The sequence below is a fragment of the Lysobacter yangpyeongensis genome (genome assembly GCF_042655745.1).
In the GTDB taxonomy this organism is placed as follows: Bacteria; Pseudomonadota; Gammaproteobacteria; order Xanthomonadales; family Xanthomonadaceae; genus Agrilutibacter; species Agrilutibacter yangpyeongensis.
Window position 1 is genome coordinate 1,246,806 of record NZ_JBHSNM010000001.1, and the last position, 26,443, is coordinate 1,273,248.

The window sequence follows — 26,443 nt, forward strand, 5'->3', positions numbered from 1 at the left end:
CCGCGCGTTTCCACGGCCACCACACCGCGGAGACTCGCCATGCAACGCTCGCCACAGCGCCACCGCCTCACCCTGGCCCTCGGGCTCGCCCTCGCCCTGGGCGGATGCAGCACCAACAACAGCCAGCTCGCCAGCACCGGAGAGGAAGCCGCGGTCGCGGCGGCCGAAGCCGCCGATGCCGCGGCATCGGTCGATAGCACCGCCGCCAATGGAATGCTGCAGCCGCGACGCGAGCGCGACGCTGCACTGGCCGCTGCGGCAACGGCGCCGGCCCTGCCACCACCGCCGGCTGAGTCCCGGCAGAAGTCGGTGGCGCTGGAGAGCGTGCAGGTGACCGGTTCGCGCATCGTCGGCAACGCACCCGCGGCACCGGCCGCGATGCTGGTCATGCGCGCGCCGCCGCAACCGGCCAATACCGAAAAATACGCGCACAACGAAGACAACCCCGTGCATCGCACGTCCGAGCAACCCGTGTCGACGTTCTCGATCGACGTCGACACCGGCAGCTACAGCAACGTGCGGCGCATGCTCGCCGACGGCGTGCGTCCGCCGGGAGATGCGGTGCGCGCCGAGGAATTCATCAACTACTTCGACTACGGGCATCCGGCGCCGACCTCGCGCGAGACGCCCTTCCGCGTCACCACCAAGCTCGCGCCCGCGCCCTGGAACGGCAAGCGCCAGCTGCTGATGATCGGCATCAAGGGCTACGACGTGCCCAAGGCGGAACTGCCGCCCGCGAACCTGGTGTTCCTGATCGACACCTCCGGCTCGATGCAGGACCCCGACAAGCTGCCGCTGGTCAAGGACGCGTTGCGCCAGTTGGTGAAGCAGCTGCGGCCGCAGGATCGCGTCTCGATGGTGGTCTATGCCGGTTCGGCCGGGCTCGTGCTGCCACCCACGTCCGGCGCGCAACGCGACGACATCCTCGATGCACTCGATCGCCTCGAAGCCGGCGGCAGCACCAATGGCGGCGACGGCATCCGCCTGGCCTACGCGATGGCGAAACAGGCCTACATCCAGGGCGGCGTGAATCGGGTGATCCTCGCCACCGACGGCGATTTCAACGTCGGCACGGTCGACCAGAACGCACTGGAGACGCTGGTGGCCGACCAGCGCAAAAGCGGCATCGCACTGACCACGCTCGGCTTCGGCCAGGGCAATTACAACGACGAGCTGGCGGAGAAGCTCGCCGACGTCGGCGACGGCAACCACGCCTACATCGACACGCCCATGGAAGCGCGCAAGGTGCTGGTGCAGGAAATGGGTTCGACGCTGCTGACGATCGCGAAGGACGTGAAGATCCAGATCGAATTCAATCCGGCCGTCGCCGCGGAATATCGGCTCATCGGTTACGAGAACCGCGTGCTCAACCGCGAGGATTTCGCCAACGACAAGGTCGACGCGGGCGACATCGGCGCCGGGCACGAAGTGACGGCGTTGTACGAAATCACGCCGGTCGGTTCCGGCGCGGAGCGGCTGCCCGCATTGCGGTATGGCAGCGGCGCCGCTTCGGTCGCGCCCACGGACACGAAGGAACTCGCGCACCTGAGCCTGCGCTACAAGCGCCCTGGCGAGGGCACCAGCCGCCTGATCGAAACGCCGATCCTGCGCTCGCAGCTGGTCTCCACACCGGACGAATCGCTGCGTTTCGCGGCCGCCGTCGCGGCGTTCGCCGATGCCTTGCGTGGCGGCAAGCAGATCGGCCAGTGGAACTGGAACGACATCGCCGCGGCGGCGAAACACTCGGTGGGCGAGGACCGCTGGGGGCAGCGCCGGGAATTCGTCGGCCTCATCGAACAGGCACGTGCGCTGACCTCGCCAGAAGGCGTCGCGGTCCGCGTCAGCGAATAGGCATTGCCGTAAACATGAAGGCCCGGCGCTGCCGGGCCTTCGCGTTCGTTCGGACGTGCCGCATCGAAGCAGCGCCGGATCAGCGCGGCAGCGACACCAGCGGCATCAGCTCATCGGCCGGCTTGCCGAACAGGAAGCCCTGTCCGTGCTGGCATCCCAGCTCGCGCAGGATGATGCGCTGCGATTCGCTTTCCACGCCCTCGGCAATGGTGTGGATGCCGAGCGAGCCGGCCAGCGCCTGGATCGCGCGCACCACCGCCATGCTTTCCGGCCGCGTGTCGCCCACCAGCCCGGCGACGAAGCTGCGGTCGATCTTCAGGCATTCCAGCGGGAACCGGTGCAGATACGAAAGCGCGGAGAAGCCCGTGCCGAAGTCGTCCAGCTGCGCCAGCACGCCGTTGCTGCGCAAGGTGCGCAGCATGCGCAGCGCGCGCGCGGTGTCGTCGAGCAGCGCGCCTTCGGTGATTTCGATGCGCAGCCGGTGCGGATCGGCGCCGGCTTCGTCCAGCAGGCGCAACAGGCGGTCGGCGAAGTCGGCGGAGAGGAAATGCCGCGGCGACACGTTGACCGAGATGTAGCCGTATTCCTCGCGCGCGAGCCGCTTGGCGACCTGCGCGTACATCAGCCAGTCGACTTCCTCGATCAGGCCACTGTCCTCGCCCAGGCCGATGAACTCGCCCGGCGCCAGCAGGCCGCGGCGCTCGTGCTTCCAGCGCAGCAGGGCTTCGTGACCGATCACGCGGCGGTCGCTCAGGCGCACGATCGGCTGGTAGAAGGCGACGAAGTTGTCGCCGTTGATCGCGCGTCGCAGATCGGCTTCGAGATCGAGGATGCGCATCGCCTCCTCGCGCATGACCTCGTCGAACACCGCGCAGCTGTTGCGGCCGTTGGCCTTGGCCCGGTACATCGCGGCATCGGCGTCGCGCAGCAGTTCGGCACCGTTCTGGTAGCGCGGATGCCAGGCGGCGATGCCGACGCTCGCGGAGGGGAACACCTCCCTGCCCGCGACCCAGAACGGCTCACCCAGCGCGATCAGCACGCGCCGCGCCAGCTCTTCGGCGATGGACAGGGTGTCGATGTCGCTGATGAGGATCGCGAATTCGTCGCCGCCCAGGCGCGCGACCATGTCGCCGCCGCGCACGGTGGCGACGATGCGGCGCCCGGCTTCGATCAACAGTTCGTCGCCGGCCGAATGGCCGACGCTGTCGTTGACCAGCTTGAAGCGATCGAGGTCGAGGAACAGCACCGCGAACTGCCGCGTCGGCGCATGACCCTGAGCCGCATCGGCCTGCGCCCGCGCGATCGATGCGGCCAGGCGCTCGAGCAGCTGGCTGCGGTTGGGCAGGCCCGTCAGCGCGTCGTGGCGCGCCTGGTAAGTGAGTTGCTGTTCGGCGCGCAGGCGCTCGCCGATCTGCGAGAGCAGTTCGGCATTGGCTTCGGCCAGTTCGCGCGTGCGCGAAGCGACGCGCTGCTCCAGTTCGCCATGCGCGACCAGCAGCCGGTCCTGCGCCTGCTTGCGCGCCAGGCCGATGCCGATGTGGTGCGCGACGAACGTGAGCAGCTCCTGGTCGCGACTGGTGAAGCTGATTGCCGGCGAGTAGCTCTGCACCGCGATCACGCCGACCACCACTTCCTCGCGGAACAGCGGCACGCCGAGCCAGCAGTGCGCGAGCGTGCCCAGGCTGCGGACCTTGCCGTCGCGTTGCAGGCCTTCGATCACGGGACGGTCGGCGAGCAGCGCGCGGCCCTCGCGGATCACGTACTCGGTCAGGCCGCGGGCGAACTGGCGCGCATGGCGGACCGAATCGCGTTCGTCGATCGAGTACGGGAACTCGATCATGGCCCCGTCTTCGGACACCTGCGCGATGTAGAAATTGCGTGCGTACAGCAACTCGCCCACGACGTCGTGCACCTGGGCGTAGAAGCGCTCCAGCGTTTCCGACGTGATCGAAAGCTCGGCGATGCGGAACAGCGCCCGCTGCAGGCGTTCGCCGCGCTGGCGCTCGACGATCTCGGCCTGCAGGTCGCGGTTGCTGTGCTGCAGGGCGCGCGTGCGTTCCTCGACGCGTCGCTCCAGGTCCTCGCGCGCCTGGCGGCGATCGAGCGCGGTGAGGATGTGCTGCGCCACGTAGCTGAGCAGCGCGCGTTCCTCGTCGCGGTAGACGTCGGGCCGGTCGTAGCTCTGCACCACCACCGCACCGCACACGCGGTCCTCGCGCCGCATCGGCACGCCGAGCCAGTCGGCGCTGTCGGGACCGTGGTCGGTGTCGCGCGCGACGCCGAACTGCACGCGCAGCTGGTCGGAAGCGCCCCTGAGCGGCTCGCCATGGCGCAGCAGCGCCAGGGTCAGGCTGTTGGGCATGTCGATGGCGGGAATGTCCAGCGCCGGGTCGGCGACGTACGGATCCTGCCGGTCGGCGAAGTACAGGAAGCGGATCGAATCGCGCGCATCGTCGTACAGCACGATGTAGAAGTTCTCCGCGTACATCAGGCCGGCAACGATCGCGTGGATGCGACGCAGCATGTCGGCCATTTCCAGGTCGGAACCGGCCAGGTCGGCGATTTCGTACAACGCCTGCTGCAGGCGCTCGGACTTCTCCAGCCGTTCGGCGCGCGCCTTCGCCTCCACGGCGGCCAGGTGCGCGGCCACCAGCACCTTCGCCATGGTCAGCCAGCCGCGACGGGCGGACTGCGGCATGGTTTCGGGAACGTGGGCGACGATTGCCGCGCGCATGGCGCCATCGCCATCCCACACGTCGATCAGGGTCTGCACGTCCTCCGACGCGTTGCCGGTGGCCATCAGCTGATCGGCGGTTTCGTGCAGCCGGTCCGGAACCTCGGCCGACATCGAGAACCCGGGCGCGCCCGCTTCCTCACGCCAGCGAACGAGCACCTGCGATCCGGCCGGCAGGCCTTCCTGCAGCACGCCCGCCAACGCCTGTGCAGCGCCCTCCGCCGGCTCGGTCGGCCTGGCCATCATCGCCCGCAATCGCTGCACTCGCCCTCTCGAATCATCCCCCGACGAACCGGTGGAGCATACCTCCAGCCGGCGTGGCTGGAACCCCCAACCCCGCCCCCCGGATCCGGACGTTTGCAGCCCCATGGAACTGGTTCTGGCTTCCCCCTGGCCCCTGCAACCCCGCGCCGGTGGCCACGTCAACGGCTTCACGTCCCCCGCGCCAGCCCGTAACCTGCCGGCGATGAATCCGGGCGCGGACGCCAATGACGACCTGTTGATGCTGGCCTGGGTGGGCGGCGACGTCGCGGCGTTCGAGATCCTGTATGCGCGCCACCGCGGGCCCCTGTATCGCTTCCTCATGCGCCAGTTGCGCAACCAGGCGCTGGCGGACGAGTTCTTCCAGGACGTCTGGCAACGCGTGATCGCCGCGCGCGCGGGCTGGAAGCCCGAAGCCGCGTTTTCCACGTGGTTGTTCAGGATCGCCCACAACCGCCTCAACGATCATTGGCGTGCGGCGAAGCACCGCCCGACCGCGCCGGACGATGGCGACGAGCGTGCTGCGCGGGTACCCGACCCGAGCACGCCCGAGCGCGAACTGTCCGATTTCGAACAACGCCGTCGCCTGCAGCTGGCGATGGAAGAACTACCCGAGGAACAGCGCGAAGTGCTGGTGCTGCGCCTCGAACGGGAGCTGAGCCTGGAGGAGATCGGCGCCATCACCGGCGTCGGCAGGGAAACCGTGAAATCGCGGCTTCGCTACGCCATGGACAAGCTGCGCCAGAGAATGAACGAATGACCACCCGCCCCGATCAACACGACCCGCTGGACGCCGAGGAGCGCGAGCTCGCCGCGCGGCTCGCGCGCATGGGTCCGATCGACGGGCCGTCGCCGGCGCTCGACGCCCGGATCCTCGCCGCCGCCCATGCGGCCGCGGCCGCGCACCGGCCGCGTCGGCACGGCAAGTTCGCCTGGCTCGGGCTTCCGCCGGCGCTCGTCACCGGGATCGGCGTCGCCGCGGCCGCGGTGCTCGCACTCGGCCTCGTCTGGCAGCTGCGTCCGCAGTACGGCCACAACGCGGCCCGGGTGAGTGCCGGCGCGGACGAAGAATTGATCATCATGGCCGAGCCCCTGCCCGCGGCGCGCGCACCCGCGGCCAATCCGCCGCCGGCGGCGGAACCGTCCGTTGCCCTCGTGGCCACGCCACAAGCGCCGGCTTCGCGTGCGAAGACAGCGACGGAGACGGCGGAGCTCGAACACGCCTCCGCGCCAATGGCGGATGCGACGGCGAAGGCCACTGCGCCCGCGGCGCCGGGTGCTTCTGCGGCGACGGCAGCAGCGCCGGCGGCGGAAGCGGTGGCCGCAGATGCTCCCGCCACCGCCGAGGGCTTCAGCGCGGAACCGCCTCCGGCAGCGGCGCCGGCGGCGACTTCCGCACGCAAGAGCCATGCGACCTACACCACCGCCGCGCGCGCGATGGCGGAACGCCGCGCGCGCGGCAACCGCGAAGAAGCGGCCGCTGCGCAGGCCGCCGAAGCGGATGCCGCGACGCTCGATCGGGTCGAAGTCACCGGCTCGCGCATCCGCCGTGCGGATGCGGATGCGGTCGACTGGACGCAGGTTCCCGTCAACGACGACACGCATCTCCCCGCCGCCGAGTGGCTCGAGCGCGTCCGCGCGCGCCGCGACGCCGACGACCTCGACAATGCCCGCGCCAGCCTGCGGCTGTTCCGGCGCGAGTACCCCCGCGTCCGCATTCCCGACGACCTGCGGGCGCTGATGTCCGCAGACGCGTCGCGATGAGCCACACCCTGGCCGCGCGCGCGGCGCACGTGCTCGAGGTGAAGCACAGCCGCTTCATCGTTCATGCGGCGCCGGTGACGACACCCGAGGCCGCCCTCGCCTTCCTCGCCGAAGTCGCCGATCCCGCGGCCACGCACAACTGCTGGGCCTACCGCATCGGCGGGCAGTACCGCTTCAGCGACGATGGCGAACCGGCCGGCACCGCCGGGCGGCCGATCCTCGCTGCGATCGACGGTCAGGGGTACGACCAGGTCGTCGCGGTGGTCACGCGCTGGTTCGGCGGGATCAAGCTCGGCGCCGGCGGCCTGGTGCGTGCGTATGGCGGTGCGGCCGCCGAATGCCTGCGGGTGGCGCCACGCCAGGAGTTGATCGCGTACGGAGAGCTGGACATCCGCTATCCGTTCGAAGCCACGGGCGCGGTGCACGGCACGCTGGGCGCCTTTGGCGTCGAGAAACTGGCCGAGGACTACGAGGCCGACGGCGTTAGGATGCGGCTGCGGCTTCCCGCCGACCGTATCGACGCCTTGAAAATCCAGTTGCGGGACGCCACCCGGGACCGGGTGCGCTTCGGGATGGATTGACCGCCCGGCGTTCGCCACTCCACGCGATTCCGGCCGGGCTGCCGACAGCAGCCGGCGCCGGCGATCCGCGCAACCCGTCTCCGCCCCACCGCTACGGACTCCCCACGCATGGCCGACGCCCCCAGCAAAGCTCCCATCGGCAGCCTCCGCGGCCTGTGGCCGTTCGTGCGTCGTCACAAGGGATTGTTCGGAGCCTGGCTGCTGGCGCTGGCCTGCTCGAGCGCCGCGACCCTGGCCCTGCCGGCCGCATCGCGGGTGATGATCGACCAGGGCTTCGCCAGCGGCGGCGGCGCCGCGATCGATCGGGCGTTCCTGTTGCTGTTCGGCGTGGCGCTGGTGCTCGCGTTCGCCACCGCGGCGCGCTTCTTCTTCGTCTCGCTGCTCGGCGAGCGTGTGGTCGCCGACCTGCGCGCGAGCCTGTATTCGCACCTGCTCTCGCTCGATGCGGGCTTCCACGACCGCAACCGCAGCGGCGAGCTGGTCTCGCGCCTGACCGCCGACGCCGAACTGCTGCGCAGCACGGTAGGCTCGACGATGTCGGTGGCCTTGCGCAGCGTGGTCACCGTCACCGGTTCGATCGTGATGCTGTTCGTGACCAGCCCGCGCCTGGCCGCGTTCGCGCTGGTGGGCATCCCGCTGACCGTGCTGCCGATCGTGATCGGGGGACGCAGGCTGCGGAAGATCTCGCGCGCCAGCCAGGACCGCATCGCGGACGCCAATGCCCTCGCATCCGAAACGCTGGGCGCGGTGCGGACCGTGCAGGCGCACGCACGCGAGCCCTATGAGCGGCGCCGCTTCACCGACGCGCTGAAGACCGCGGTCGCCACCGCGCGCAGGCGCATCGGTGCGCAGGCGATCGTGACGGCGGTGGCCATCACGCTGGTGTTCGGTGCGATCACGCTGGTGCTGTGGTCCGGTGCGCACGATGTGGTAGGCGGACGGATGAAGGCGGGCGTCCTGCTGCAATTCGTGTTCTACGCGGTGATCGGCGGCGGATCGATCGGCGCACTGGCCGAAGTGTGGAACGAAGTGCAGCGCGCGGCCGCCGGCATGGGCCGGATCAGCGAGTTGCTGCAGGAACAGCCCGGAATCATGCCGCCCGCGATTCCGCAGACCCTGCCCACGCCGGTGCAGGGCGCCCTCGCCCTGGAGCACGTCACCTTCCACTACCCGCAGCGCCCCGACTACGCCGCGCTGACCGACTTCAGCCTGCGCGTGCAGCCGGGCGAGACCGTGGCTCTCGTCGGCCCCTCGGGCGCCGGCAAGAGCACGGTGTTCTCGCTGCTGCTGCGCTTCCACGATCCGGACTCGGGCAGGGTCAGCGTCGACGGCATCGACGTGCGCACGCTCGATCCGGCCGCGCTGCGCGAAGCCATCGCCCTGGTGCCGCAGCAGCCGACGATCTTCGCCGCCAGCGCGCGCGACAACATCCGCTACGGCCGGCTCGACGCCGATGCCGTGCAGATCGAAACCGCCGTCCACAACGCGCATGCCGCCGACTTCATCCACGCACTGCCCGAGGGCCTGGACACCGAACTGGGCGAACGCGGCGCACGCCTGTCCGGCGGCCAGCAGCAGCGCATCGCCATCGCGCGCGCACTGCTCAAGGACGCGCCGATCCTGCTGCTGGATGAAGCCACCAGCGCTCTGGATGCGCAGAGCGAGCGCGCGGTGCAGCAGGCGCTGGAAGCGCTGATGCAGGGCCGCACCACGATCGTGATCGCGCACCGGCTCGCCACCGTGCTCAAGGCAGACCGCATCGTGGTGATGGACCACGGCCGCGTCGTTGCCGAAGGCACCCACGAACAGTTGCTGGCGCAGGGCGGACTCTACGCCGAACTCGCCCGCTTGCAGTTCCTCGATTGATCCGCGGCGCGGCCGTGCGCCTGTGGACCCTGCATCCGCGCCACCTCGACCCGCAGGGGCTGGTGGCGCTGTGGCGCGAAGCGCTGCTCGCGAAGGCGGTCCTGCAGGGGAAGACGCGCGGCTATCGCCACCATCCGCAATTGCACCGCTTCCAGGCGCACGCCACGCCGGTTTCCGCGATCAACGCCTACCTCGCAGCCGTGCACGCCGAGGCCACGGCACGCGGTTATCGCTTCGATCGCGGCAAGCTCGGGCCGCGACGCGCGGTCGGGCCCATTCCCGTCAGCGATGGCCAGGTCGCACACGAGTGGCGGCATCTGCTGGCGAAGCTGCAGGCGCGATCGCCGGAATTGTTCCAGCGCTGGGCGACCACCGCGCCGGCGATCCATCCGCTGTTCGTGATCGAGCCGGGCCCGGTGGAAGACTGGGAGCGCGCCTGACCTGCAGCGCGCGGCACCCCACCGCGCGCGGATCAGGGCAATGCGCGCTCGATGACGGCAACGAACGGCGCATCCGGCGGTAGCGTGCCGAACACGAGCCCGCGTTCGCCACCGAGGCGCGAGCGGCAGAACAGCTCCGCGACGGGACTGCCGGCGCGCACCAGCACGCTCGCCTGCAGCGCCAATGCCAGGCGCTCGACCAGCCTGCGCGCGCCGGCTTCTTCGCTTGCACCCGACTCGAGTTGCCCGCGCAGCGCGGTGGTCTCGCGGGCCACGGCGGGATGGGCCGATGCAGATTCCAGTTGCGCAAGCAGCGCCACGCGCGTTCCGGGTTCGCGCTCAAGCGCGCGCAGCACGTCGAGGCACTGGATGTTGCCGCTGCCCTCCCAGATCGAATTCAGCGGTGCCTGCCGATAGAGGCGCGGCAGCAGCGACTCTTCGACGTAACCGGCGCCACCCAGGCATTCCTGCGCCTCGTTGACGAACGCCGGTGCGCGCTTGCAGACGAAGAACTTGCCGATCGCGGTGGCGATGCGCGCGAAGGCCGCTTCACCTTCGTCAGCGGGCGCGCGATCGACGGCACCGGCGATGCGCAACGAGAAGGCGAGCGCGGCTTCCGCTTCGATCGCGAGGTCGGCCAGCACGTTGCGCATCAGCGCATGCTCGACCAGGCGCTTGCCGAAGGCGCTGCGATGCCGCGCATGATGCATCGCCTGCGCCAGCGCCATCCGCATCAACGCGGACGAGCCCAGCATGCAGTCCAGGCGCGTGAGCATCACCATTTCGATGATGGTCGCCACCCCGCGTCCCTCGTCGCCGACGCGCCGCGCCCACGCGTCGTCGAATTCCACTTCGGACGACGCATTCGACCAGTCGCCCAGCTTGTCCTTCAGGCGCATCAGCCGCAACGCGTTGCGCGTGCCGTCGGGCCGCCAGCGCGGCAGCAGGAAACAGGTCAGGCCGCCGGGTGCCTGCGCAAGCACGAGGAAGCCATCGGACATCGGCGCGGAGAAGAACCACTTGTGCCCGACCAGCGCGTACTCGCCTTCGCCCGACAACGGCGTCGCGCGGGTCGTGTTGGAACGCACGTCGCTGCCGCCCTGCTTCTCGGTCATGCCCATGCCGACGGTGACGCCGCGCTTCCCGCCGATCGGCACGTTGCGCGGGTCGTAGGCCGGGGCGACAGCCTTGTCGGCCCACTCGTGCAGGCCCGGCTCGCGCCGCAGCACCGGCACGGCCGCATGCGTCATCGTCAGCGGACAGCTGCTGCCGGGCTCGACCTGGCCGTGCAGGTAGCTCAAGGCGGCGCGCGCGACGTGGCTTCCGGCTTGCGCCTGCTGCCACGAGAGCCCGGCGACGCCATGGCCGATGGCGGCGTTCATCACCGCGTGGTAGTTCGGGTGGAATTCGACGACGTCGAGGCGATGGCCGAAACGGTCGTGGGTGCGCAGGCGCGGCCGGTCGCGATGCGCGTCGAAGCTGAGCCCGAGCAGTTCGCCACCGGCGAGCCGGGCGTAATCCTGCAGGCGCCCGGTGAAAGCGGCGGCGCCTTCGCGTTCGACCGCTTCGCGCAGCACGATGTCATCCGCCCACAGGTCGTGCCCGGCGAACTCCGGCGGCTGGTTGTCGACGACGTGGGTTTCGCAGGTCGATGACATCACGGGCGCCTCCAGCCGGTGGAGGCCCGACTTTAGCGCGGACGCGTCAGGCCGATGCGGGATCGGCTAGCGCCGAGGGTTCCGGAGCATGCGCCTGGAGCACGTCGACGAACCGCGGATCGAGCGGCAGTACGCCGAACCAGCCGCGCCGCGTGCCGGTGAGCACGCGCAGTACCTGGCGCCGCCCGCCGGGAGCGCGCGTCAGCGGATGGAACAGCCGATCGCGCCAGGCCGCGAGCGTGTCACGGTCGGACTGGAACAGCGGCGTGAGCCACCGGCTCCAGAAGTGATAGATGGCCACGTGGTCGCGGCGCACGCGCTGGTAGTGCGCGAATGCCTGCCCGAGGCGGTCGCGGGCGCGCAATGCATCGCGCAGCGCCATCGCGTCGATCAGCGCCATGTTCGCGCCCTGCCCCAGTTGCGGACTCATCGCATGCGCGGCATCGCCCAGCAGCACGGCGCAGCCGCGATGCCAGCGGCGATGGGCCGCATCGCGATAGCGCGCCTTCGCCAGCCCCTGCGGCACCGGCGTGTCACGCAACATGTCCGCGGCCTGCGGCCAGAGCGCGGCGACGTCGGCGCGCCAGCGGGCTTGATCGCATTCGGCGTCCAGCGTTGCTGCCGGAACGCTCCAGAAGAAACTCACGCGTGGCGTGTCGTCGCCGGGACGCGTACCCACCGGCAGCATGCCGGCCATCTTGCGCGCGCCGACGTAGCGCTGGCGCAATTCGTCCGCGTGGAGCCAGGCCCCGCGCGGCACCAGGCACCATTGCGCGCCCCAGGGATAGGGACGATCGAACTCGGGCACGCCGACGTCGCCCCGCAGCTTCGAAGCGGCGCCGTCCGCAACCACGATGACGTCGAAGGCGCCGTGTTCGATGCCCTCCTGGTCGCGCACCACGCCGCGCTCGGCATCGATCGCGACGATACGGCGGCCGCAATGGATGCGGCGCTCCTCCTGCCAGGCGGCATCGAGCAGGGCGAACAGCGCGCCGCGTTGCATGCCCAGGCCGAACAGACGCCGGTCGAGGTCGCGATACCGCATGTCCATCACCAGACGACCGTCGCGCGTTTCGCCGAACAGGCGTTGCACGCGCGCGCCATGCATCAGCGCGGCATCGAGCAGGCCGAGATGCCAGAGCACCTCCATGCCGGTGGGCTGCAGCAGGAATCCGGCGCCGACCGGACCGAGCATGGGTGCCTGCTCGAACACCTCCACGCGATGACCGTCGCGCGAGAGCAGCAGCGCGGCGGTCTGGCCACCCGTGCCATAGCCGACGATGCCGATGCGCAGGGACTGCTTCATCGCATCACCTGCGCGCGACCGCAAAGAAAAGGCCCCGCCGGAGCGGGGCCTGGAAAGTCTTGCATCGAGCCGCGAGGCTCAAGCGCGGCGATCCGTTCAGACCACTGCGACTTCGGACGCCTGTGCGCCCTTCGGCCCCTGGGTCAGCTGGTAGCTGACGCGCTGGCCTTCCTGCAGGCTGCGGAAGCCCTTGGCATTGATGGCGGAGAAATGCACGAAAACATCGGCGCTGCCGTCTTCGGGCGAGATGAAGCCAAATCCCTTGGCGTCGTTGAACCACTTCACTGTACCGTACTGCATGTCCTTGATGACCTCTGCTGGATGCGTTGACGAGCGCCGGCCCTGGCGGCGCACCGCGAGTATGCCAACTTGCTGAACGAGCGCAACCCGCCCCGGCGCATCCAATGCGCGACCGCGCCGGACCGGTTTCAGGGCGCCAGCAGGGCGCGCAGCAGCGCCGGCAAACCGGCTGATGCGGCCGCCACGTTGTCGAGCACGTCCTGAAGTGTGATGACCTCGTCAGGATCCGGGCCCGCGCCGGCCGCCCAGTTGGCGACGATCGCCAGGCACGCGTAGTCCAGCCCCATTTCCCGCGCGAGTCCGGCTTCCGGCATTCCGGTCATGCCGACCAGGTCGCAGCCGTCGCGGCGCATGCGCGCGATTTCCGCGCGCGTTTCCAGGCGCGGGCCCTGCGTGGCGCCGTAGCAGCCGTCCGTCACCATCGCCACGCCGGCCTTCGTCGCGGCCGCGATCACGGCCGTGCGCAGCGAGCGCGTGTAGGGCTCGCCGAAGTCGACGTGGAGCACCTCGGTGCCGGGCTCCTCGCAGATCGTGGAGATACGCCCCCAGGTGTAGTCGATCAACTGGTCCGGACAGGCCAGCACGCGCGGACCGAAACGTTCGGTGATGCCGCCCACAGTGTTCAGCGCGAGCACGCGCTGCGCGCCCAGCGCCTTCAGCGCCGCGAGATTCGCGCGGTAGTTGATCTTGTGTGGCGGCAGCGAATGGCCTTCGCCATGCCGCGCGAGGAACGCCACGCGGTGGCCGTCCAGCGTGCCGACCCGCACCGGCCCGGACAGCGCGCCGTAATGCGTCACCGGCTGGTGCGTCTCGACGTCCTGCAGTTCGGCCAGCTTGTACAGCCCGGTTCCGCCGATGATCGCCAGTTCGATGCTGGCTTCGCTCGCGACGTTCATCGTCAGTCCCTCAACGCGTAGATCGCCGGCAGGCCGCGACCCTGTTCGTGATAGTCCATGCCGTAGCCGTAGACGTAGCGATCCGGCACTTCGACACCCATGTAGTCAGCGGTCAGGCCCGGCACGCAACGGTCGTGCACCTTGACCGCGAGCGCGGCGATGCGGATCTCGGCCGCGCCCTGCTCGTGGCACCACTCGCGGATCGCCGCCAGCGTGTGGCCTTCGTCGACGATGTCGTCGACCAGCAGCACGCGTCGTCCCTGCATCGGGGTCGCGGGGCGATGTTTCCACGCGAGTTCGCCGCCGGAGGTGGCGCCGCGGTAACGCGTCGCATGCAGGTACTCGAATTCGAGATCGAGCCCGCGCGCGCCCAGCTCCAGCGCCAGCTGCCCGGCGAAGGGCAGGCCGCCGTGCATCACCGTGATGTACAGCGGCACGCTGCCGACGTAATCGGCGTGGATGCGCTCGGACATGCGCACGATCGCCGTTTCCAGCGTCACGCGGTCGTGGATGAGGTCGCTGTTCGCCAGCGCGGTCTGCAGGTCTGCCATTACGCCAATCCTTCCTGTCGGTTGCGCGCCTGGTCGTAGCGCGCGTCCGCAATGAGTCCGTCCCAGCCCATCGCGCCGCGGCCGATCAGGCCGGTCAACGCCATGGTGTTGAGCTTGCGGTTGCGGACCGCTGCGAGTGATTCCTCGACCAGTTCCGGGTGGCACACCAGCACCACATCGCAACCGGCATCCAGGTGCTGGTGGACGCGCTGCTTCACGCCACCGGCGGAATTCGCCGCCGCCATGCCGATGTCGTCGCTGAATACCACGCCATGGAAATGCAGTTCGCCGCGCAGGATGTCTTCGATCCAGCGCTTCGAATAACCCGCCGGTTCGGGTGCGACCGCGGGATAGGCGACGTGCGCCATCATCACCGCGTCGGCCTTGGCCTCGATGCCGGCGACGAAGGGCACGAGGTCCTGCGCGCGGATTTCCTCCAGCGGCCGCGGGTCAACGGCATTGTCGAAGTGCGTGTCCTCCAGCACCGACCCGTGTCCGGGGAAATGCTTGAGCGTGGCGGCCATGCCGGCAGCGTGCATGCCGCGGACATAGGCGCGGGTGAATTCGGCCACGACTTCGGGCTCCGCCGAAAACGCGCGGTCGCCGATGGCGCGATTGCCGCGGCCCAGATCGACCACCGGTGCGAAGCTGAGGTCCACGCCGGTCGCGCGTACTTCGCTGGCCATCAGCCACGCGTGCTCTTCGGCGAGCCGGAGCGCGGCGTCGCGATCCTGCGCGTACAGCCGGCCGAATCCCTCCAGCGCCGGCAGCGCGCTGAAACCGTCGCGGAAGCGCTGCACGCGCCCGCCTTCCTGGTCCACGCAGACCAGCTGCGGGCGCGGCGCGGCTTCGCGGATCGCCTGCGCGAGTTCGGCCACCTGCGCCTTCGATGCGAAGTTGCGACCGAACAGGATCACGCCGGCGCAGGCGTCGTGCTGCAGCCAGTCGCGTTCCTGCGTGGTGAGTTCCTTGCCGGCAACCCCGATTAGCAACATGTCAGCACTCCAGAGAACAACGCGGGCACACGGTACGTCGAAGCGGGCCGTGCGGGCTTTCAGTCCGCTGCCCCGGCCTGCTCCGCCTCGCTCCACTGCGAGTACGGCCGCGAGGCAAGGGCCAGATTGTAGTAGCGCTTGCTGTCGGTCACTTCACGCCCGATCCAGGCGGGCTTCGCGAATTCCGCATCGGCCGAAGGCAGCTCGATTTCGGCCACCACCAGCCCGGCGTTGTCGCCGAGGAATTCGTCCACTTCCCACAGATGGCCGCCGAAGTCGACGTAGTGCCGCAGCTTGTCCACGAGCCCGCCGACGCTGAGCGCGAGCAGCCCGCGCGCGTCCGCCATCGGGATGGCGTAGTCGAATTCCTGACGCGTGTGCCCGAGTTCGCGCGACTTCAGGTTGAGATAAGCCTCGTCGCCCTGGATGCGCACCCGCACCGAGGCCTTCGTCGCGCCGCTGTCCATTGCCGCCAGGTCGTTGAGGTAGCCCTGCGCCATCGGCACGACCTTGTGCGCCGCCGCGCGCCAGCCGCCGCCGGTGACGAGGAATTTGCGTTCGATTTCGATGGCCATGGGTTGGGATTCGGGATTCGGGGGAATGAGCGCAGTGTCGTGATCGTGTTTTTGCCTTTACGAATCACCAATCACGAATCACGGCTTCTCGAACATCGCGATCGATTCCACGTGCGCCGTGTGCGGAAACATGTCCATCACCCCGGCAGCACGCAGCTTCCAGCCCTTCTCGTTGACGAGATAACCGGCGTCGCGCGCGAGCGAGCCGGGATGGCAGCTCACGTAAACGATCCGCTTGAACTGCTTGAGCTTGAGCTGCGTGAGGACGAAGTCCGCGCCCGAACGCGGCGGATCGAGCAGTAGCCGGTCGAATCCTTCGCGCATCCAGGTGTGGTCACTCAGGTCCTTGCCGAGGTCGGCGGCATGGAATTCGGCGTTGCCGATGCCGTTGTGGGCGGCGTTCTCGCGCGCGCGGCGCACCAGCCCGGCCTCGCCCTCCACGCCCACGACTTCGCGCACGCGCCGTGCCATCGGCAGGGTGAAATTGCCCAGCCCGCAGAACAGATCGAGCACGCGGTCCTCGGGTTGCGGATCGAGCAGGTCCAGCGCGGACTGGATCATCTTGCCGTTGAGGCCGGCGTTGACCTGGATGAAGTCGAGCGGACGGAACACGAACTCGATGTTCCACTGCGGCAGCGCGAACGCCAGTTTCGGCTCGGCCGGCCACAGCGGATGCACGCTGTCGACGCCCCCGGGCTGCAGGAAGATGGCGAAGCCGTGCTGCTGGCCGAACACCACCAACGCCGCCTGATCGGCGTCCGACAGCGGCGAGAGATGGCGGAAGGTCAGCGCGATGCCGCTGAAGTCATCGGCGCGGTCGCCGGCAATGAATTCGATCTGCGGAATATCGCGGCGCGCCTGCAAGCCATCGACCAGCGCGGCAAGCGCGGCCACCTTGCTGCCGATTTCCGGAATCACCGTATGGCATTCGGACAGATCGGCAACGAAGCGCGGATCCTGCTCGCGGAAGCCGACCAGCGTCTTGTCCTTCTTCTCGACACGGCGCACAGAGAAGCGCCCCTTTCGCCGATATCCCCACGCGGCGTCAGTAAGTGGCGGCAACACGCGTTCCGGCACCACGTGACCGATGCGTTCGAGGTTTTCCAGCAGCACGCGCTGCTTGGCGAGGATCTGCTTGCTTTCGTCCAGGTGCTGCAGCGCGCAGCCACCGCAGGTGCCGAAGTGCGGGCAGCGCGCCGGCACGCGGTCGTCCGCGGCGTGCAGCACTTCCAGCGTCAGGGCCTCGTCGAAGTGGCGCGAACGCGACGTCTGCTTCGCCAGCACCCGTTCGCCGGGCAGCGCACCGGCAATGAAGGTCACCTTCCCTCCCGCGCCCTCGCGGCGGGCCACGCCGCGGCCGTCATGGCTCAGGTCGATGATGTCTGCTTCGAACGGGGTCTGGTCGATACGTGCCACGGAAGACTTCGGCGCTGGAACGGAGCCGCCTATTGTCGCAGAGCGCGGCCGCACCGCGGCGGCCCTTGGGCGCCGGAAAATGAGGCCGCGGCGGTGGCCGGAAAAACACCGCATGGACGCGGCGTACAAAAACAGAAGGGCCCGCCGAAGCGGGCCCTCCACGCAATCCGGCAGACGCACTCACTTCTGCTTCCAGGCGCCCCCGCTCTGGTACCACCAGCCCGGTCGCGCGCTGGCGATCCATTGCCTGGCGAACACGTCGCGGATCTGCGCTTCCCACTCCGGATGGCCGTTGGCGACGGCGACTTCGCGGTACACCGCCTTGCGGTCGCGGTTGTCGTCGGCAACGGCCTGGTTCACCGCCACGCGATCCTTCAGCGCGAGCTTCGACGCATCGCGCACGACGATGGTGCCGTCGCCGGCGAACCCGAGCGCGCCGGCATCGAACCCGGCCCGCAGCTGCGAATCGAAGCGCGCGGCCATGCGCGCCTGGATCGCCTGGATGGCCGGAGTCTTGATGGTGATGTCGGGCTGCGACTGGGCGTGCGCGGTACCGATGCCGACGATGCTCAACAGGTCCACGTACGCCAGCAGATGATCGATCGGCCCCTGCGAGCGGATCGCCATGCCGCCGCCATCGTCCGGAACCGGCTTCACGTTGACGTCCTTGCCCTCGTCCCCGATGACCTTCTCGACGAATTCCTTCGCCGCTTCCTTCGCTTCCGCGGCCGGGAAGTAGACATTGATCGTGACGCAGGCCGTAAGCAGCACGGCGGCGACCGGAATTCCCATCAGACGACGCATCTTCATTCTCCTGTGGGGCGGATCTCATCCGCCGTTTGCTGTCGCGTTGCTATTCGACCACGGGCTTCACGTCGCCCTTGCCGACCGCACCGAGCCGTTCCACCAGCGTGGGCCAGTCGACGCGACGGTTGAAACCAACCACCGTGAGGCGCGGCAGCCCCGCACCGGCGACGATAATAAATCCCCGACCGGCTGAACCCAGTCCGTCCATGTTGCACACATCATCGGCCAGTCGGCACGAGATGCCGATGCGCGAGTAGCCAAAATCGTCGAACAGGCCGATCAGACTCGCCTGCAGGCTGCCGGCGAAGGACGCATCGCCCACGCTAGACAGGTCCTGCACCGCGCGCTGGCTGATGCGCTGGCGGACGCCGGGCTTGCGCTCGGTGCGCAAGGTGGCATCGAAAGCGACAGGTTGCCAGTCGACCATGCGCAGCGCGTCGATACGCCCATCGAGGCGGCCGGTGATGCTGCCGAAACCGAATACGCCGGTCAGCGCCTGCAGATCCAGATCGTCCAGCGCCACGTCCGCAGAGAGCGTCGGCGCGACGCCGAAGGGGCGCTCCATCGACAGCGCCGAGACCGCGACGTCGCCATCGAACACGCGCATGCGCAGGCCGCCATCGAAATCCAGGCGCTCGCTGGCGTAGTGCGCGAGCGGAATTTCCCCGCTGAGTTCGCCGGTGAACGCGGGCCAGTCCAGCGCTCTCGCCAGTTGTCCGACATCGAGTCGCTGCAGCGTCATGCCGAAGCGCACATCGAGACCGCGTCCGTCGCCCGGGGGTTGCAGCTGCAACTGGTCCAGGCGCAGATGGCCGCCCAGCATGGGAACGGTCGCGGCTTCACGGAAGTACAACCGGCCGTCCCGGCTCACGAACGGAAACGTGGATGCACCGAAGCGAAGACCGTAGATCTGCCCGCCCTGCCAGGCCAGCGTGGATTCGACGGGCGAAGCCGAGGACAGCGCGAGATCGCCGTCGAGCCGCTCGAAGCCGAAGCGTTGCTGCGGATCGGTAACCGTCGCATCGCGGACGCGCACGTGGAAATCCCGCAGCGATCCTCCCGCGAGGTGCAGGTCCGCGTCCGCGGCGCCGGCAAACTCCAGTTGCGATAGTCCGGCCATTCCCAGCCAGCCGGACAGGTAGGCATCGCGCAACGGTGCGAGGTCGGGCCCCTGCAGGCGCAGGTCGAGCGCGTCGATGTCGCCGGCGCTGGTGAAACTTGCCGACCCTTCGGCATCGAGGATCCCGGGATCGTGCCAGTGCAACTGCGGAAGCGACCAAGCGCCGCCCTTTCCCTTGCCCGCCTCGATGTCGAGTTCGACCGATCGTCGCTGCAGCGATGCATAGGCGCTGCCGAACAGCAGTTCGCCGCCGCGCAGGTGACCGGTTACGCGCGCATGGCTGCGATGGCCGAACGCCAGGTCGACTGCGAGATCGGCGCCCAGGCCATCGGCCGCGATCGTGCCGTCGGGCGTATCGAACGCTCCGCCTGCGATGTGCAACGGGCCACTGACCTGCACCGGAGCGTTGGCGGCGGCGACCACGCTCAGACGGCCATCGAGGACACCGCCGGTGATGCGGCCCTCGCTCCAGGCCGTCGCCAGCAACGCCTGCGTCCAGGCCAACGGGACGCGCACCAGATCGATATCGGTGATGTCCGGCGAAGCCGCATCGCGATGCAGGGACACGGCAGCGGCCCCGCCGGACAGGCGTGCATGGGTCGTCGCGACGCCGAGTTCGAGCGACAGGCGCAACGGCTGCGCGCGGCCGCTATGGATCGCGCCATCGCAGCGCCAGCCGCCCTGGCCGTCGCGTTGCAGGGGACAGCGCCAGTCCAGCTCGCGGAAGCGGTAACCCAGGTCGGGAGCATCCACGCGGCCAGCCTGCAGGTGCAGCGCGCCCTGCGGCGCGGTTTCCGGCCATTCCAGCCGCACCACGACATCGCGCAGCGTTGCCACGGGCGTGGTCACCGTGGCGATGCGCGCGACCAGCGAGCGTGCCTGCACCGGCCCGATCACGGCAGCGCAGACACCCAGGCAACACAGCAGGCGTAACATCCGGCGTGACATTCGGACAAGGATACCGACTGGAGCGTCTGTGACCGCGAATTCGCCTTGTGTACTGCTCGTCGAGGACGACCCCGTCAGCCGCGCGTTCCTCGTTGCCGCCATCCGCTCGTTGCCGGCGTCGGTGGACGCTGCCGACAGCGTGTCTGCCGCGATCGCGCTCGTGGCCGCCAACCGCTACGACCTCTGGCTGATCGATGCCAACCTTCCCGATGGCAGCGGTGCGAACCTGCTGTCGCGCCTGCGCAATCGCGATGCACTGACGCCTGCGCTGGCACACACGGCGACCGGCGAGGACGAGGTGAAGCGGGAACTGCTGGACGCCGGTTTCCGCCAGGTGCTGGTGAAACCCTTGCCCGCGTCGGCCGTGCAGCATGCATTGCGGCAGGCGCTCGGGCTCGCGCCCACGGCAACGTCCGAAAGCACGCCGGACTGGGACGACGATGCCGCAGCGCGCGCGCTGAACGGCAATCGCGAGCACATCGCGGCGCTCCGCAAGCTCTTCATCGCGGAACTGCCCGCGGTCGTCGAACGCGTTCACAACGCCTTCCGCAACGAGGATTTCCAGGGGCTGCACGACGAACTGCACCGGCTGCGGGCCAGCTGCGGCTTCGTTGGCGCGACAAAGCTGCTGCAGGCCGTCCAGCAACTCGGGGCCGACCAACGCTCCGATGCGTTCCTGCAGGAGTTCGCCAACGCTTCGCGGGGATTGCTCGAAACGCCATCCGCGGCGCACGGCTGACGGCGCATGCCGGCTCACTCGCCCGACGACACGCGCGCGAGCTCGCCCAGCATCTCCCAGGATTTCAGGCCACGCGGCCCGAGGTGGTAGGCGAGCACTTCGCGCATCGGGCGCCGCAGGCTGGCGAGGTCTTCGTCCCCCGGGAGGGCATCGGCCGCGAGCGCGAGCAATGCGCGGCCCGTCGCCGCGCCGCGCCGGTCGGCGTGGCCGCGGTCCGCGAGCAGCCGGCGCGGCCCAGCCTCGGGATCCAGGCGGTAACGTGCAGCACCATCGACCGGGGCGCCTTCGCTATCGCTTGTCCAGTCGAATCCGAACCCCAGCGCGTCCAGCAGGTTGCGCTCGTAGCGACGCAGCGTCCACGCCAGCGGCTCGCCCTCGCCCAGTCGCCGGCGCGCGCTGGCATAGGCCTCGAACAATTCCGGTTGCGGATCCCCGCGCGGCGCCAGGCGCAGCGTGAGTTCGTTGAGATAGAAGCCGGCGAGCGTCGCCTCGCCGCCAAGGCGCGGCGCCGCATCCAGTGCCTCGGCGCCGGCGAGCGTGGCCAGCTCGCCGCGTTGCACGGCGTCGAAGCGGATGAACTGCAGGGGTTGCAGGGCGGCACGGAGCAGATGACGTTTGGATCCGTGCACGCCCCGGGCGAGCAGTCCGAGCCGGCCATGCTCCGCCGTGAGCACTTCGACCAGCAGGCTGCTTTCGCGCCAGGCCCGGGCATGCAACACGAAAGCGGGCTCGGCGGTGTACCGCATGGCGATGGACAACGATCAGTCGTTGTAGCCGAACGCGCGCAGCGCGGCCTCGTCGTCCGACCAGCCTTCGCGTACGCGGACCCAGGTCTCCAGGAACACCTTGGCATCGAACAGGCGCTCCATCTGCAGGCGTGATTTCGCGCCGATCTCGCGCAGGCGTTCGCCGCCCTTGCCGATCACGATCTTCTTCTGGCCCTCGCGCTCCACCCAGATGACGGCCCCGATGCGCAACAGCACGCCCTTGGGCGAGGGTTCCTCGACGAAGCGCTCGATCTCCACGGTGGTCGCGTAGGGCAGTTCTTCGCCCAGCTGGCGCATCAGTTGTTCGCGCACGAGCTCGCCTGCGAGGAAGCGCTGGCTCTTGTCGGTAATCTCGTCTTCGTCGTACAGCGCCGGCTGCTCGGGAAGCTGGCCCAGCACCGTCTTGACCAGCGCATCGAGACCACTGCGCTTGAGTGCGGAGACCGGATGCACGCCGGCGAAATCGCGCCCTTCGCAGATCTTCGCCAGATACGGCAGCAAGCTCGTCTTGTCGGTGACCCGGTCCACCTGATTCACCACGAGGATGACCGGAAGGCCGGCGCCCTTCAGCGCGTCGTAGGCCAGCGTATCCTCGTCGTCCCACTGCCCCGCGCGCACGACCAGCATCGCAGCGTCGACCCCTTCGAGCGCGCCGCGCGCGGCGCGGTTCATCAGCCGGTTCATCGCCCGCTTCTGCTCGCGGTGGATGCCGGGCGTATCGACGAGAAGCAGCTGGCCTTCGGGAAACGAAGCGATGCCCAGCAGCCGGTGGCGCGTGGTCTGCGGGCGGGGCGACACGATGCTGACCTTGGCCCCGACGAGGGCGTTGACGAGCGTGGACTTGCCGACGTTGGGCCGGCCGATGACGGCGACGTGGCCGGCGCGATGAGGGGATTCGGTCATGGGAGGAATTGTCCGCCCCCCGGTCTGCGAGGGCAAACGGTGCACGGCGGAATCGATGGAGGATCAGGTAGCGCCCAGCGCCTTCAATGCGGCTTCGGCAGCCTTCTGCTCGGCCGCGCGACGCGAGCCGCCCTCGCCTTCGGTCACCAGCGGTGGGGCCTGCAGGGTGCAGGAGACATGGAACGTCTTGGCGTGCTCTTCGCCACTCTCGGACAGCAATGCGTAGAGCGGAAGCGGCTTCTGCTTGCCCTGCAGCCATTCCTGCAGGCGCGTCTTCGCATCCTTCCCGACCTTGTGCGGCGGCGGCAGCGCTTCCATGGGCGCCTGGAACCAGGGCAACACCGCATCGCGGCAGCTTTCGAATCCGGCGTCCAGGTAGATGGCGGCAACCACGGCTTCGACGGCGTCGGCCAGGATGGAATCGCGGCGGTGTCCGCCCGATTTCATCTCGCCCGGACCGAGGATCAGCCGGGCGCCGAGATCCAGTTCGCGCGCGATCGCCGCCAGTGCGGATTCGCGGACGAGCTCGGCGCGCGCCCGGGTGAGCGCGCCTTCGTCAGCATGCGGCCAGTGCTGGAACAGCGCCTCGGCGACGATGAGGTTCACCAGTGCGTCGCCCAGGAACTCGAGGCGCTCGTTGTGGGCAGCGCCCGCGCTCCGATGGGTCAGTGCCTGGGTCAGCAGGTCCTGGCGGGCGAAGCGGTGCGTGATGCTTGTGCCCAATCAGTCGCCCGCGAGGTGGCGGTTGAGCTCCTGCTCGGCGTGGAACTTGCCGACCACATCGAGGTTCGCGATGACCGGACGGCGCACTTCGTAATCCACGGTCATCATCCAGCCGTAGTCGCGGCGGATGATCTTGATGTTCTCGGACTTGACGTGTTCCTCGGAATAATTGATGTACATCCGCTTGAAGAACTTGTCCTTGATCTTGTCCGGGCTTTCCTCGGCGATGCCCGGCTCGTTGGCCAGGCTGGCAAGCGACTTCTTGACCGCGAAGAACTCGCTGTACATCGGGAACAACTGCATGCCCACGTAGATGAACACGCCGGCCACGGCCATTGAAATGATGAACCCGATCAGGGTCATGCCTTGCTGCTTACGCTTCATCCGAGCTCTCCCCAGTTGTCGAACCGAACGTCAGCGGATGCTGGTGCCAATCCGCCGGTATTCGAGCCCGCCGTCCCAGCTCATCCAGATCAGGAATGCCTTGCCGCGAAGCTGACTTTCCGGCAGGAAACCCCAGTATCGGCTGTCGTCGCTGTTCTTGCGGTTGTCGCCCATCACGAAATACTGCCCCTGCGGCACCTGCCAATCGCCTTCCCCTGGATCCATGAACGGCGAAGCCGAGGATTCGAGGACGGAATGCGGCCGCCCGGGCAGATTCTCACGCAATTCCAGGGAGCCCGTCATCTCCGCCCCCTTGCCGGTCCCCTGGTAGGTGCCGATCTCCTCGTAGCCGACGGGCGTGCCGTTCACCGTGACCTGATTGTTGTGGTAACCGATGCGGTCGCCCGGCAGTCCGATCACGCGCTTGATGAAGTCCACGCCCTTGTTCGGGTCCTGAGGGCCACGGCCGGGAAAGTGGAACACCACCACGTCGCCGCGCTGCGGCTCGCCGACGTCCAGGAACTTCCGGTTGGTGATCGGAAGACGCAGCCCGTAGGCGAACTTGTTGACCAGGATGAAGTCGCCGGTCAGCAAGGTGGGCATCATCGAGTTCGAGGGGATACGGAAGGGTTCGGCGACGAAGCTGCGCAGGATCAGCACGACCGCCAGCACCGGGAAGAAAGCCTTGGAGTAGTCGACGACCAACGGCTCTTCCCCGTCGTCCAGCAACCCCGCCCTGGCCGCGCGACGCTTCGCGAGGAACAGCTTGTCCAGCAGCCAGACCACGCCGGTGAACAGGGTCAGGATGACGAGGATGATCTCAAACCACTTCATGCTTGCTCCTTCGGAGCCGGATTGAAAAGTCCGGACGGGACATCGGGACTACAGCTGACCCCGAGCGTATCGAAGAGTTCACCCCTTCCACAAACGCCGGGCGCGCGCCGCCGCTGCCGACGCGCGACTTCGCCGCTACTTGCTGTCGACCTGCAGCACGGCAAGGAAGGCTTCCTGCGGGATTTCCACGCGGCCCACCTGCTTCATCCGCTTCTTGCCTTCCTTCTGCTTCTCGAGAAGCTTCTTCTTGCGGGTAATGTCGCCGCCGTAGCACTTGGCCAGCACGTTCTTGCGCATCGCCTTGACCGTGCTGCGCGCGATGATCTGCGACCCGATCGCGGCCTGGATCGCCACGTCGAACATCTGGCGCGGGATCAGGTCCTTCATCTTCTCGCACAGGTCGCGCCCGCGGCGGTCGGCGTGGCTGCGGTGGCAGATGATGCTGAGCGCGTCGACCTTGTCGCCGTTGATCAGCGTGTCCACGCGCACGAACGGACCCGCATCGAAGCGCAGGAAGTGGTAGTCCAGCGAGGCGTAGCCGCGCGAGACCGACTTGAGCTTGTCGAAGAAATCGAGCACCACTTCCGCCATCGGCAGCTCGTAGCTGATCTGCACCTGGCTGGCCATGTACTGGATGCCCAGCTGCACGCCGCGCTTCTCCTCGCACAACTTGATCACGTTGCCGATGTAGTCCGGCGGCGTGAGGATGTTCGCGCGGATGATCGGCTCGCGGATCTCCTCGACCATGTTCACCGGCGGCAGCTTGGCCGGATTGTCCATCGGCACGACGGTGCCGTCGGTCTTGAGGACTTCATAGATCACCGTCGGCGCGGTGGTGATCAGGTTGAGGTTGTACTCGCGCTCCAGACGCTCCTGCACGATTTCCATGTGCAGCATGCCGAGGAAGCCGCAGCGGAAGCCGAAGCCCATCGCTTCCGAGCTCTCCGGCTCGAAACGCAGCGCGGCGTCGTTGAGGCGCAGCTTCTCCAGCGATTCGCGCAGCGCGGGGTAATCCTCGGCGTCGACCGGGAACAGGCCCGCGAACACGCGCGGCTGCATTTCCTGGAAGCCGGGCAGCGGCTTCGGGGCCGGATCGCCGGCGAGCGTCAGCGTGTCGCCGACCGGCGCGCCGTGCACGTCCTTCACCGATGCGGTGATCCAGCCCACTTCGCCCGCGCCGAGCTTATTGAGCACCTTGCGCTTCGGGGTGAACACGCCGACCTGGTCGACCTGGTGCGTCTTGCCGGTCGACATCACCAGGATCTTGCTGCCCGGGACGATCTCGCCCTGCATGACGCGCACCAGCGACACCACGCCCAGGTAATTGTCGAACCAGGAGTCGATGATCAGCGCCTGCAGCTTGTCGGTATCGCGCGGCTTCGGCGGCGGGATGCGGTGGACGATCGCCTCCAGCACCTGCTCGACGTTGAGGCCGGTCTTGGCGCTGATTGCCACGGCATCGGTGGCGTCGATGCCGATCACGGCCTCGATCTCGGCCTTGGCGCGGTCGACGTCGGCGGTCGGCAGGTCGATCTTGTTGAGCACCGGCACGACTTCGAGGCCCTGCTCGACGGCCGTGTAGCAGTTGGCGACGGACTGCGCCTCGACGCCCTGCGCCGCATCGACCACCAGCAGCGCGCCTTCGCACGCCGCCAGCGAACGGCTCACCTCGTAGCTGAAGTCGACATGGCCCGGCGTGTCGATGAAATTGAGCTGGTAGACCTGCCCGTCCTGCGCCTTGTACGGCAGCGAGACCGACTGTGCCTTGATGGTGATGCCGCGTTCGCGCTCGATCGGATTGGAGTCGAGCACCTGGGCTTCCATCTCGCGGGCCTCCAGGCCGCCGCAGAGCTGGATGATGCGATCGGCAAGCGTCGACTTGCCGTGGTCGACGTGGGCGATGATGGAGAAATTGCGGATGCGCTGCATGCGGGGCGGCTTCGTGCCGTCTCGGAAAAGTTAACGCGCGATTATCGCATACGCGCCTGCGCCCGCCCTGTTGGGGGCGGGCGCAGCGGAAATCG

The 26,443-nt window shown here is 68.5% G+C and carries 24 protein-coding genes; 7 read left to right on the forward strand and 17 right to left on the reverse strand.

Annotation, left to right across the window (positions count from 1 at the left end):
• Positions 1 to 39 precede the first annotated feature (39 nt).
• Positions 40 to 1,851 carry a vWA domain-containing protein gene (locus ACFPN1_RS05270; protein ID WP_386753580.1) on the forward strand — a complete coding sequence of 604 codons (1,812 nt, stop codon included), beginning with the start codon at positions 40 to 42 and terminating at the stop codon, positions 1,849 to 1,851.
• 79 nt (positions 1,852 to 1,930) lie between these two features.
• Here ACFPN1_RS05270 and ACFPN1_RS05275 read toward each other — a convergent pair whose 3' ends face one another.
• On the reverse strand, positions 1,931 to 4,831 hold the full coding sequence (locus tag ACFPN1_RS05275) for a bifunctional diguanylate cyclase/phosphodiesterase (RefSeq protein ID WP_417498519.1): 2,901 nt from the start codon (positions 4,829 to 4,831) through the stop codon (positions 1,931 to 1,933).
• A gap of 220 nt (positions 4,832 to 5,051) precedes the next feature.
• On the opposite strand from ACFPN1_RS05275, the gene ACFPN1_RS05280 reads away from it, so the two are divergent.
• The 5 genes from ACFPN1_RS05280 to ACFPN1_RS05300 all read left to right on the forward strand — a co-directional run bounded on the left by ACFPN1_RS05280 (position 5,052) and on the right by ACFPN1_RS05300 (position 9,497).
• Entirely contained in the window at positions 5,052 to 5,606 is a 555-nt protein-coding gene (locus tag ACFPN1_RS05280; RefSeq protein WP_386754049.1) for an RNA polymerase sigma factor, read from the forward strand.
• A complete protein-coding gene (locus tag ACFPN1_RS05285; protein WP_386753582.1) occupies positions 5,603 to 6,610 on the forward strand; it encodes a hypothetical protein in 1,008 nt (335 codons plus the stop codon). The genes ACFPN1_RS05280 and ACFPN1_RS05285 overlap by 4 nt, the downstream gene beginning before the upstream one ends.
• On the forward strand, positions 6,607 to 7,191 hold the full coding sequence (locus ACFPN1_RS05290; protein ID WP_386753584.1) for an IMPACT family protein: 585 nt from the start codon (positions 6,607 to 6,609) through the stop codon (positions 7,189 to 7,191). The genes ACFPN1_RS05285 and ACFPN1_RS05290 overlap by 4 nt, the downstream gene beginning before the upstream one ends.
• A gap of 108 nt (positions 7,192 to 7,299) precedes the next feature.
• Entirely contained in the window at positions 7,300 to 9,057 is a 1,758-nt protein-coding gene (locus ACFPN1_RS05295; RefSeq protein ID WP_386753586.1) for an ABC transporter transmembrane domain-containing protein, read from the forward strand.
• A 14-nt stretch (positions 9,058 to 9,071) separates the two neighbouring features.
• A complete protein-coding gene (locus tag ACFPN1_RS05300; RefSeq protein ID WP_386753588.1) occupies positions 9,072 to 9,497 on the forward strand; it encodes a pyrimidine dimer DNA glycosylase/endonuclease V in 426 nt (141 codons plus the stop codon).
• Between the two features lie 32 nt (positions 9,498 to 9,529).
• Here the strand turns inward: ACFPN1_RS05300 and ACFPN1_RS05305 are convergent, their stop codons facing one another.
• The 10 genes from ACFPN1_RS05305 to ACFPN1_RS05350 form a co-directional block, all read right to left on the reverse strand.
• Positions 9,530 to 11,170 (reverse strand): acyl-CoA dehydrogenase family protein, encoded by a 1,641-nt coding sequence (locus tag ACFPN1_RS05305; RefSeq protein ID WP_386754050.1) that lies wholly within the window; start codon positions 11,168 to 11,170, stop codon positions 9,530 to 9,532.
• A 31-nt stretch (positions 11,171 to 11,201) separates the two neighbouring features.
• Positions 11,202 to 12,461, reverse strand: coding sequence for an FAD-dependent oxidoreductase (locus ACFPN1_RS05310; RefSeq protein ID WP_386753590.1), 1,260 nt, complete (start codon positions 12,459 to 12,461; stop codon positions 11,202 to 11,204).
• Between the two features lie 96 nt (positions 12,462 to 12,557).
• The gene (locus ACFPN1_RS05315) at positions 12,558 to 12,761 is read right to left on the reverse strand and encodes a cold-shock protein (protein WP_386753592.1); all 204 of its coding nucleotides are present in this window, start codon (positions 12,759 to 12,761) and stop codon (positions 12,558 to 12,560) included.
• Positions 12,762 to 12,889: 128 nt separating this feature from the next.
• Complete coding sequence (locus tag ACFPN1_RS05320) at positions 12,890 to 13,657, reverse strand: S-methyl-5'-thioinosine phosphorylase (protein ID WP_386753593.1); 768 nt, start codon at positions 13,655 to 13,657, stop codon at positions 12,890 to 12,892.
• A 2-nt stretch (positions 13,658 to 13,659) separates the two neighbouring features.
• Entirely contained in the window at positions 13,660 to 14,208 is a 549-nt protein-coding gene (locus ACFPN1_RS05325) for a hypoxanthine-guanine phosphoribosyltransferase (RefSeq protein WP_386753595.1), read from the reverse strand.
• Positions 14,208 to 15,203 carry a beta-N-acetylhexosaminidase gene (nagZ, locus tag ACFPN1_RS05330; protein ID WP_386753597.1) on the reverse strand — a complete coding sequence of 332 codons (996 nt, stop codon included), beginning with the start codon at positions 15,201 to 15,203 and terminating at the stop codon, positions 14,208 to 14,210. The genes ACFPN1_RS05325 and nagZ overlap by 1 nt, the downstream gene beginning before the upstream one ends.
• A 59-nt stretch (positions 15,204 to 15,262) precedes the next feature.
• Entirely contained in the window at positions 15,263 to 15,778 is a 516-nt protein-coding gene (locus tag ACFPN1_RS05335; RefSeq protein WP_386753599.1) for a CYTH domain-containing protein, read from the reverse strand.
• 78 nt (positions 15,779 to 15,856) lie between these two features.
• A complete protein-coding gene (rlmD, locus tag ACFPN1_RS05340) occupies positions 15,857 to 17,194 on the reverse strand; it encodes a 23S rRNA (uracil(1939)-C(5))-methyltransferase RlmD (RefSeq protein ID WP_386753601.1) in 1,338 nt (445 codons plus the stop codon).
• Between the two features lie 180 nt (positions 17,195 to 17,374).
• The gene (locus ACFPN1_RS05345; protein WP_386753602.1) at positions 17,375 to 17,998 is read right to left on the reverse strand and encodes a YdbL family probable chaperone protein; all 624 of its coding nucleotides are present in this window, start codon (positions 17,996 to 17,998) and stop codon (positions 17,375 to 17,377) included.
• A gap of 49 nt (positions 17,999 to 18,047) precedes the next feature.
• Positions 18,048 to 20,057: a hypothetical protein gene (locus tag ACFPN1_RS05350; RefSeq protein WP_386753604.1), complete on the reverse strand. Its 2,010-nt coding sequence runs from the start codon at positions 20,055 to 20,057 to the stop codon at positions 18,048 to 18,050.
• 40 nt (positions 20,058 to 20,097) lie between these two features.
• Here ACFPN1_RS05350 and ACFPN1_RS05355 point away from each other — a divergent pair, with 40 nt between their 5' ends.
• The gene (locus ACFPN1_RS05355) at positions 20,098 to 20,808 is read left to right on the forward strand and encodes an Hpt domain-containing response regulator (RefSeq protein WP_386753605.1); all 711 of its coding nucleotides are present in this window, start codon (positions 20,098 to 20,100) and stop codon (positions 20,806 to 20,808) included.
• Between the two features lie 14 nt (positions 20,809 to 20,822).
• Here ACFPN1_RS05355 and recO read toward each other — a convergent pair whose 3' ends face one another.
• The 6 genes from recO to lepA form a co-directional block, all read right to left on the reverse strand.
• Positions 20,823 to 21,554, reverse strand: a complete 732-nt coding sequence (gene recO, locus ACFPN1_RS05360) for a DNA repair protein RecO (RefSeq protein ID WP_386754051.1) — start codon at positions 21,552 to 21,554, stop codon at positions 20,823 to 20,825.
• Between the two features lie 15 nt (positions 21,555 to 21,569).
• Entirely contained in the window at positions 21,570 to 22,478 is a 909-nt protein-coding gene (gene era, locus ACFPN1_RS05365) for a GTPase Era (RefSeq protein WP_386753607.1), read from the reverse strand.
• 63 nt (positions 22,479 to 22,541) lie between these two features.
• Positions 22,542 to 23,201, reverse strand: coding sequence for a ribonuclease III (gene rnc / locus ACFPN1_RS05370; RefSeq protein WP_386753608.1), 660 nt, complete (start codon positions 23,199 to 23,201; stop codon positions 22,542 to 22,544).
• Positions 23,202 to 23,585: a DUF4845 domain-containing protein gene (locus ACFPN1_RS05375; RefSeq protein ID WP_386753609.1), complete on the reverse strand. Its 384-nt coding sequence runs from the start codon at positions 23,583 to 23,585 to the stop codon at positions 23,202 to 23,204.
• Between the two features lie 30 nt (positions 23,586 to 23,615).
• Positions 23,616 to 24,419, reverse strand: a complete 804-nt coding sequence (gene lepB / locus ACFPN1_RS05380; protein ID WP_386753610.1) for a signal peptidase I — start codon at positions 24,417 to 24,419, stop codon at positions 23,616 to 23,618.
• Between the two features lie 135 nt (positions 24,420 to 24,554).
• Entirely contained in the window at positions 24,555 to 26,348 is a 1,794-nt protein-coding gene (gene lepA, locus ACFPN1_RS05385) for a translation elongation factor 4 (RefSeq protein WP_386753611.1), read from the reverse strand.
• Positions 26,349 to 26,443 lie beyond the last annotated feature (95 nt).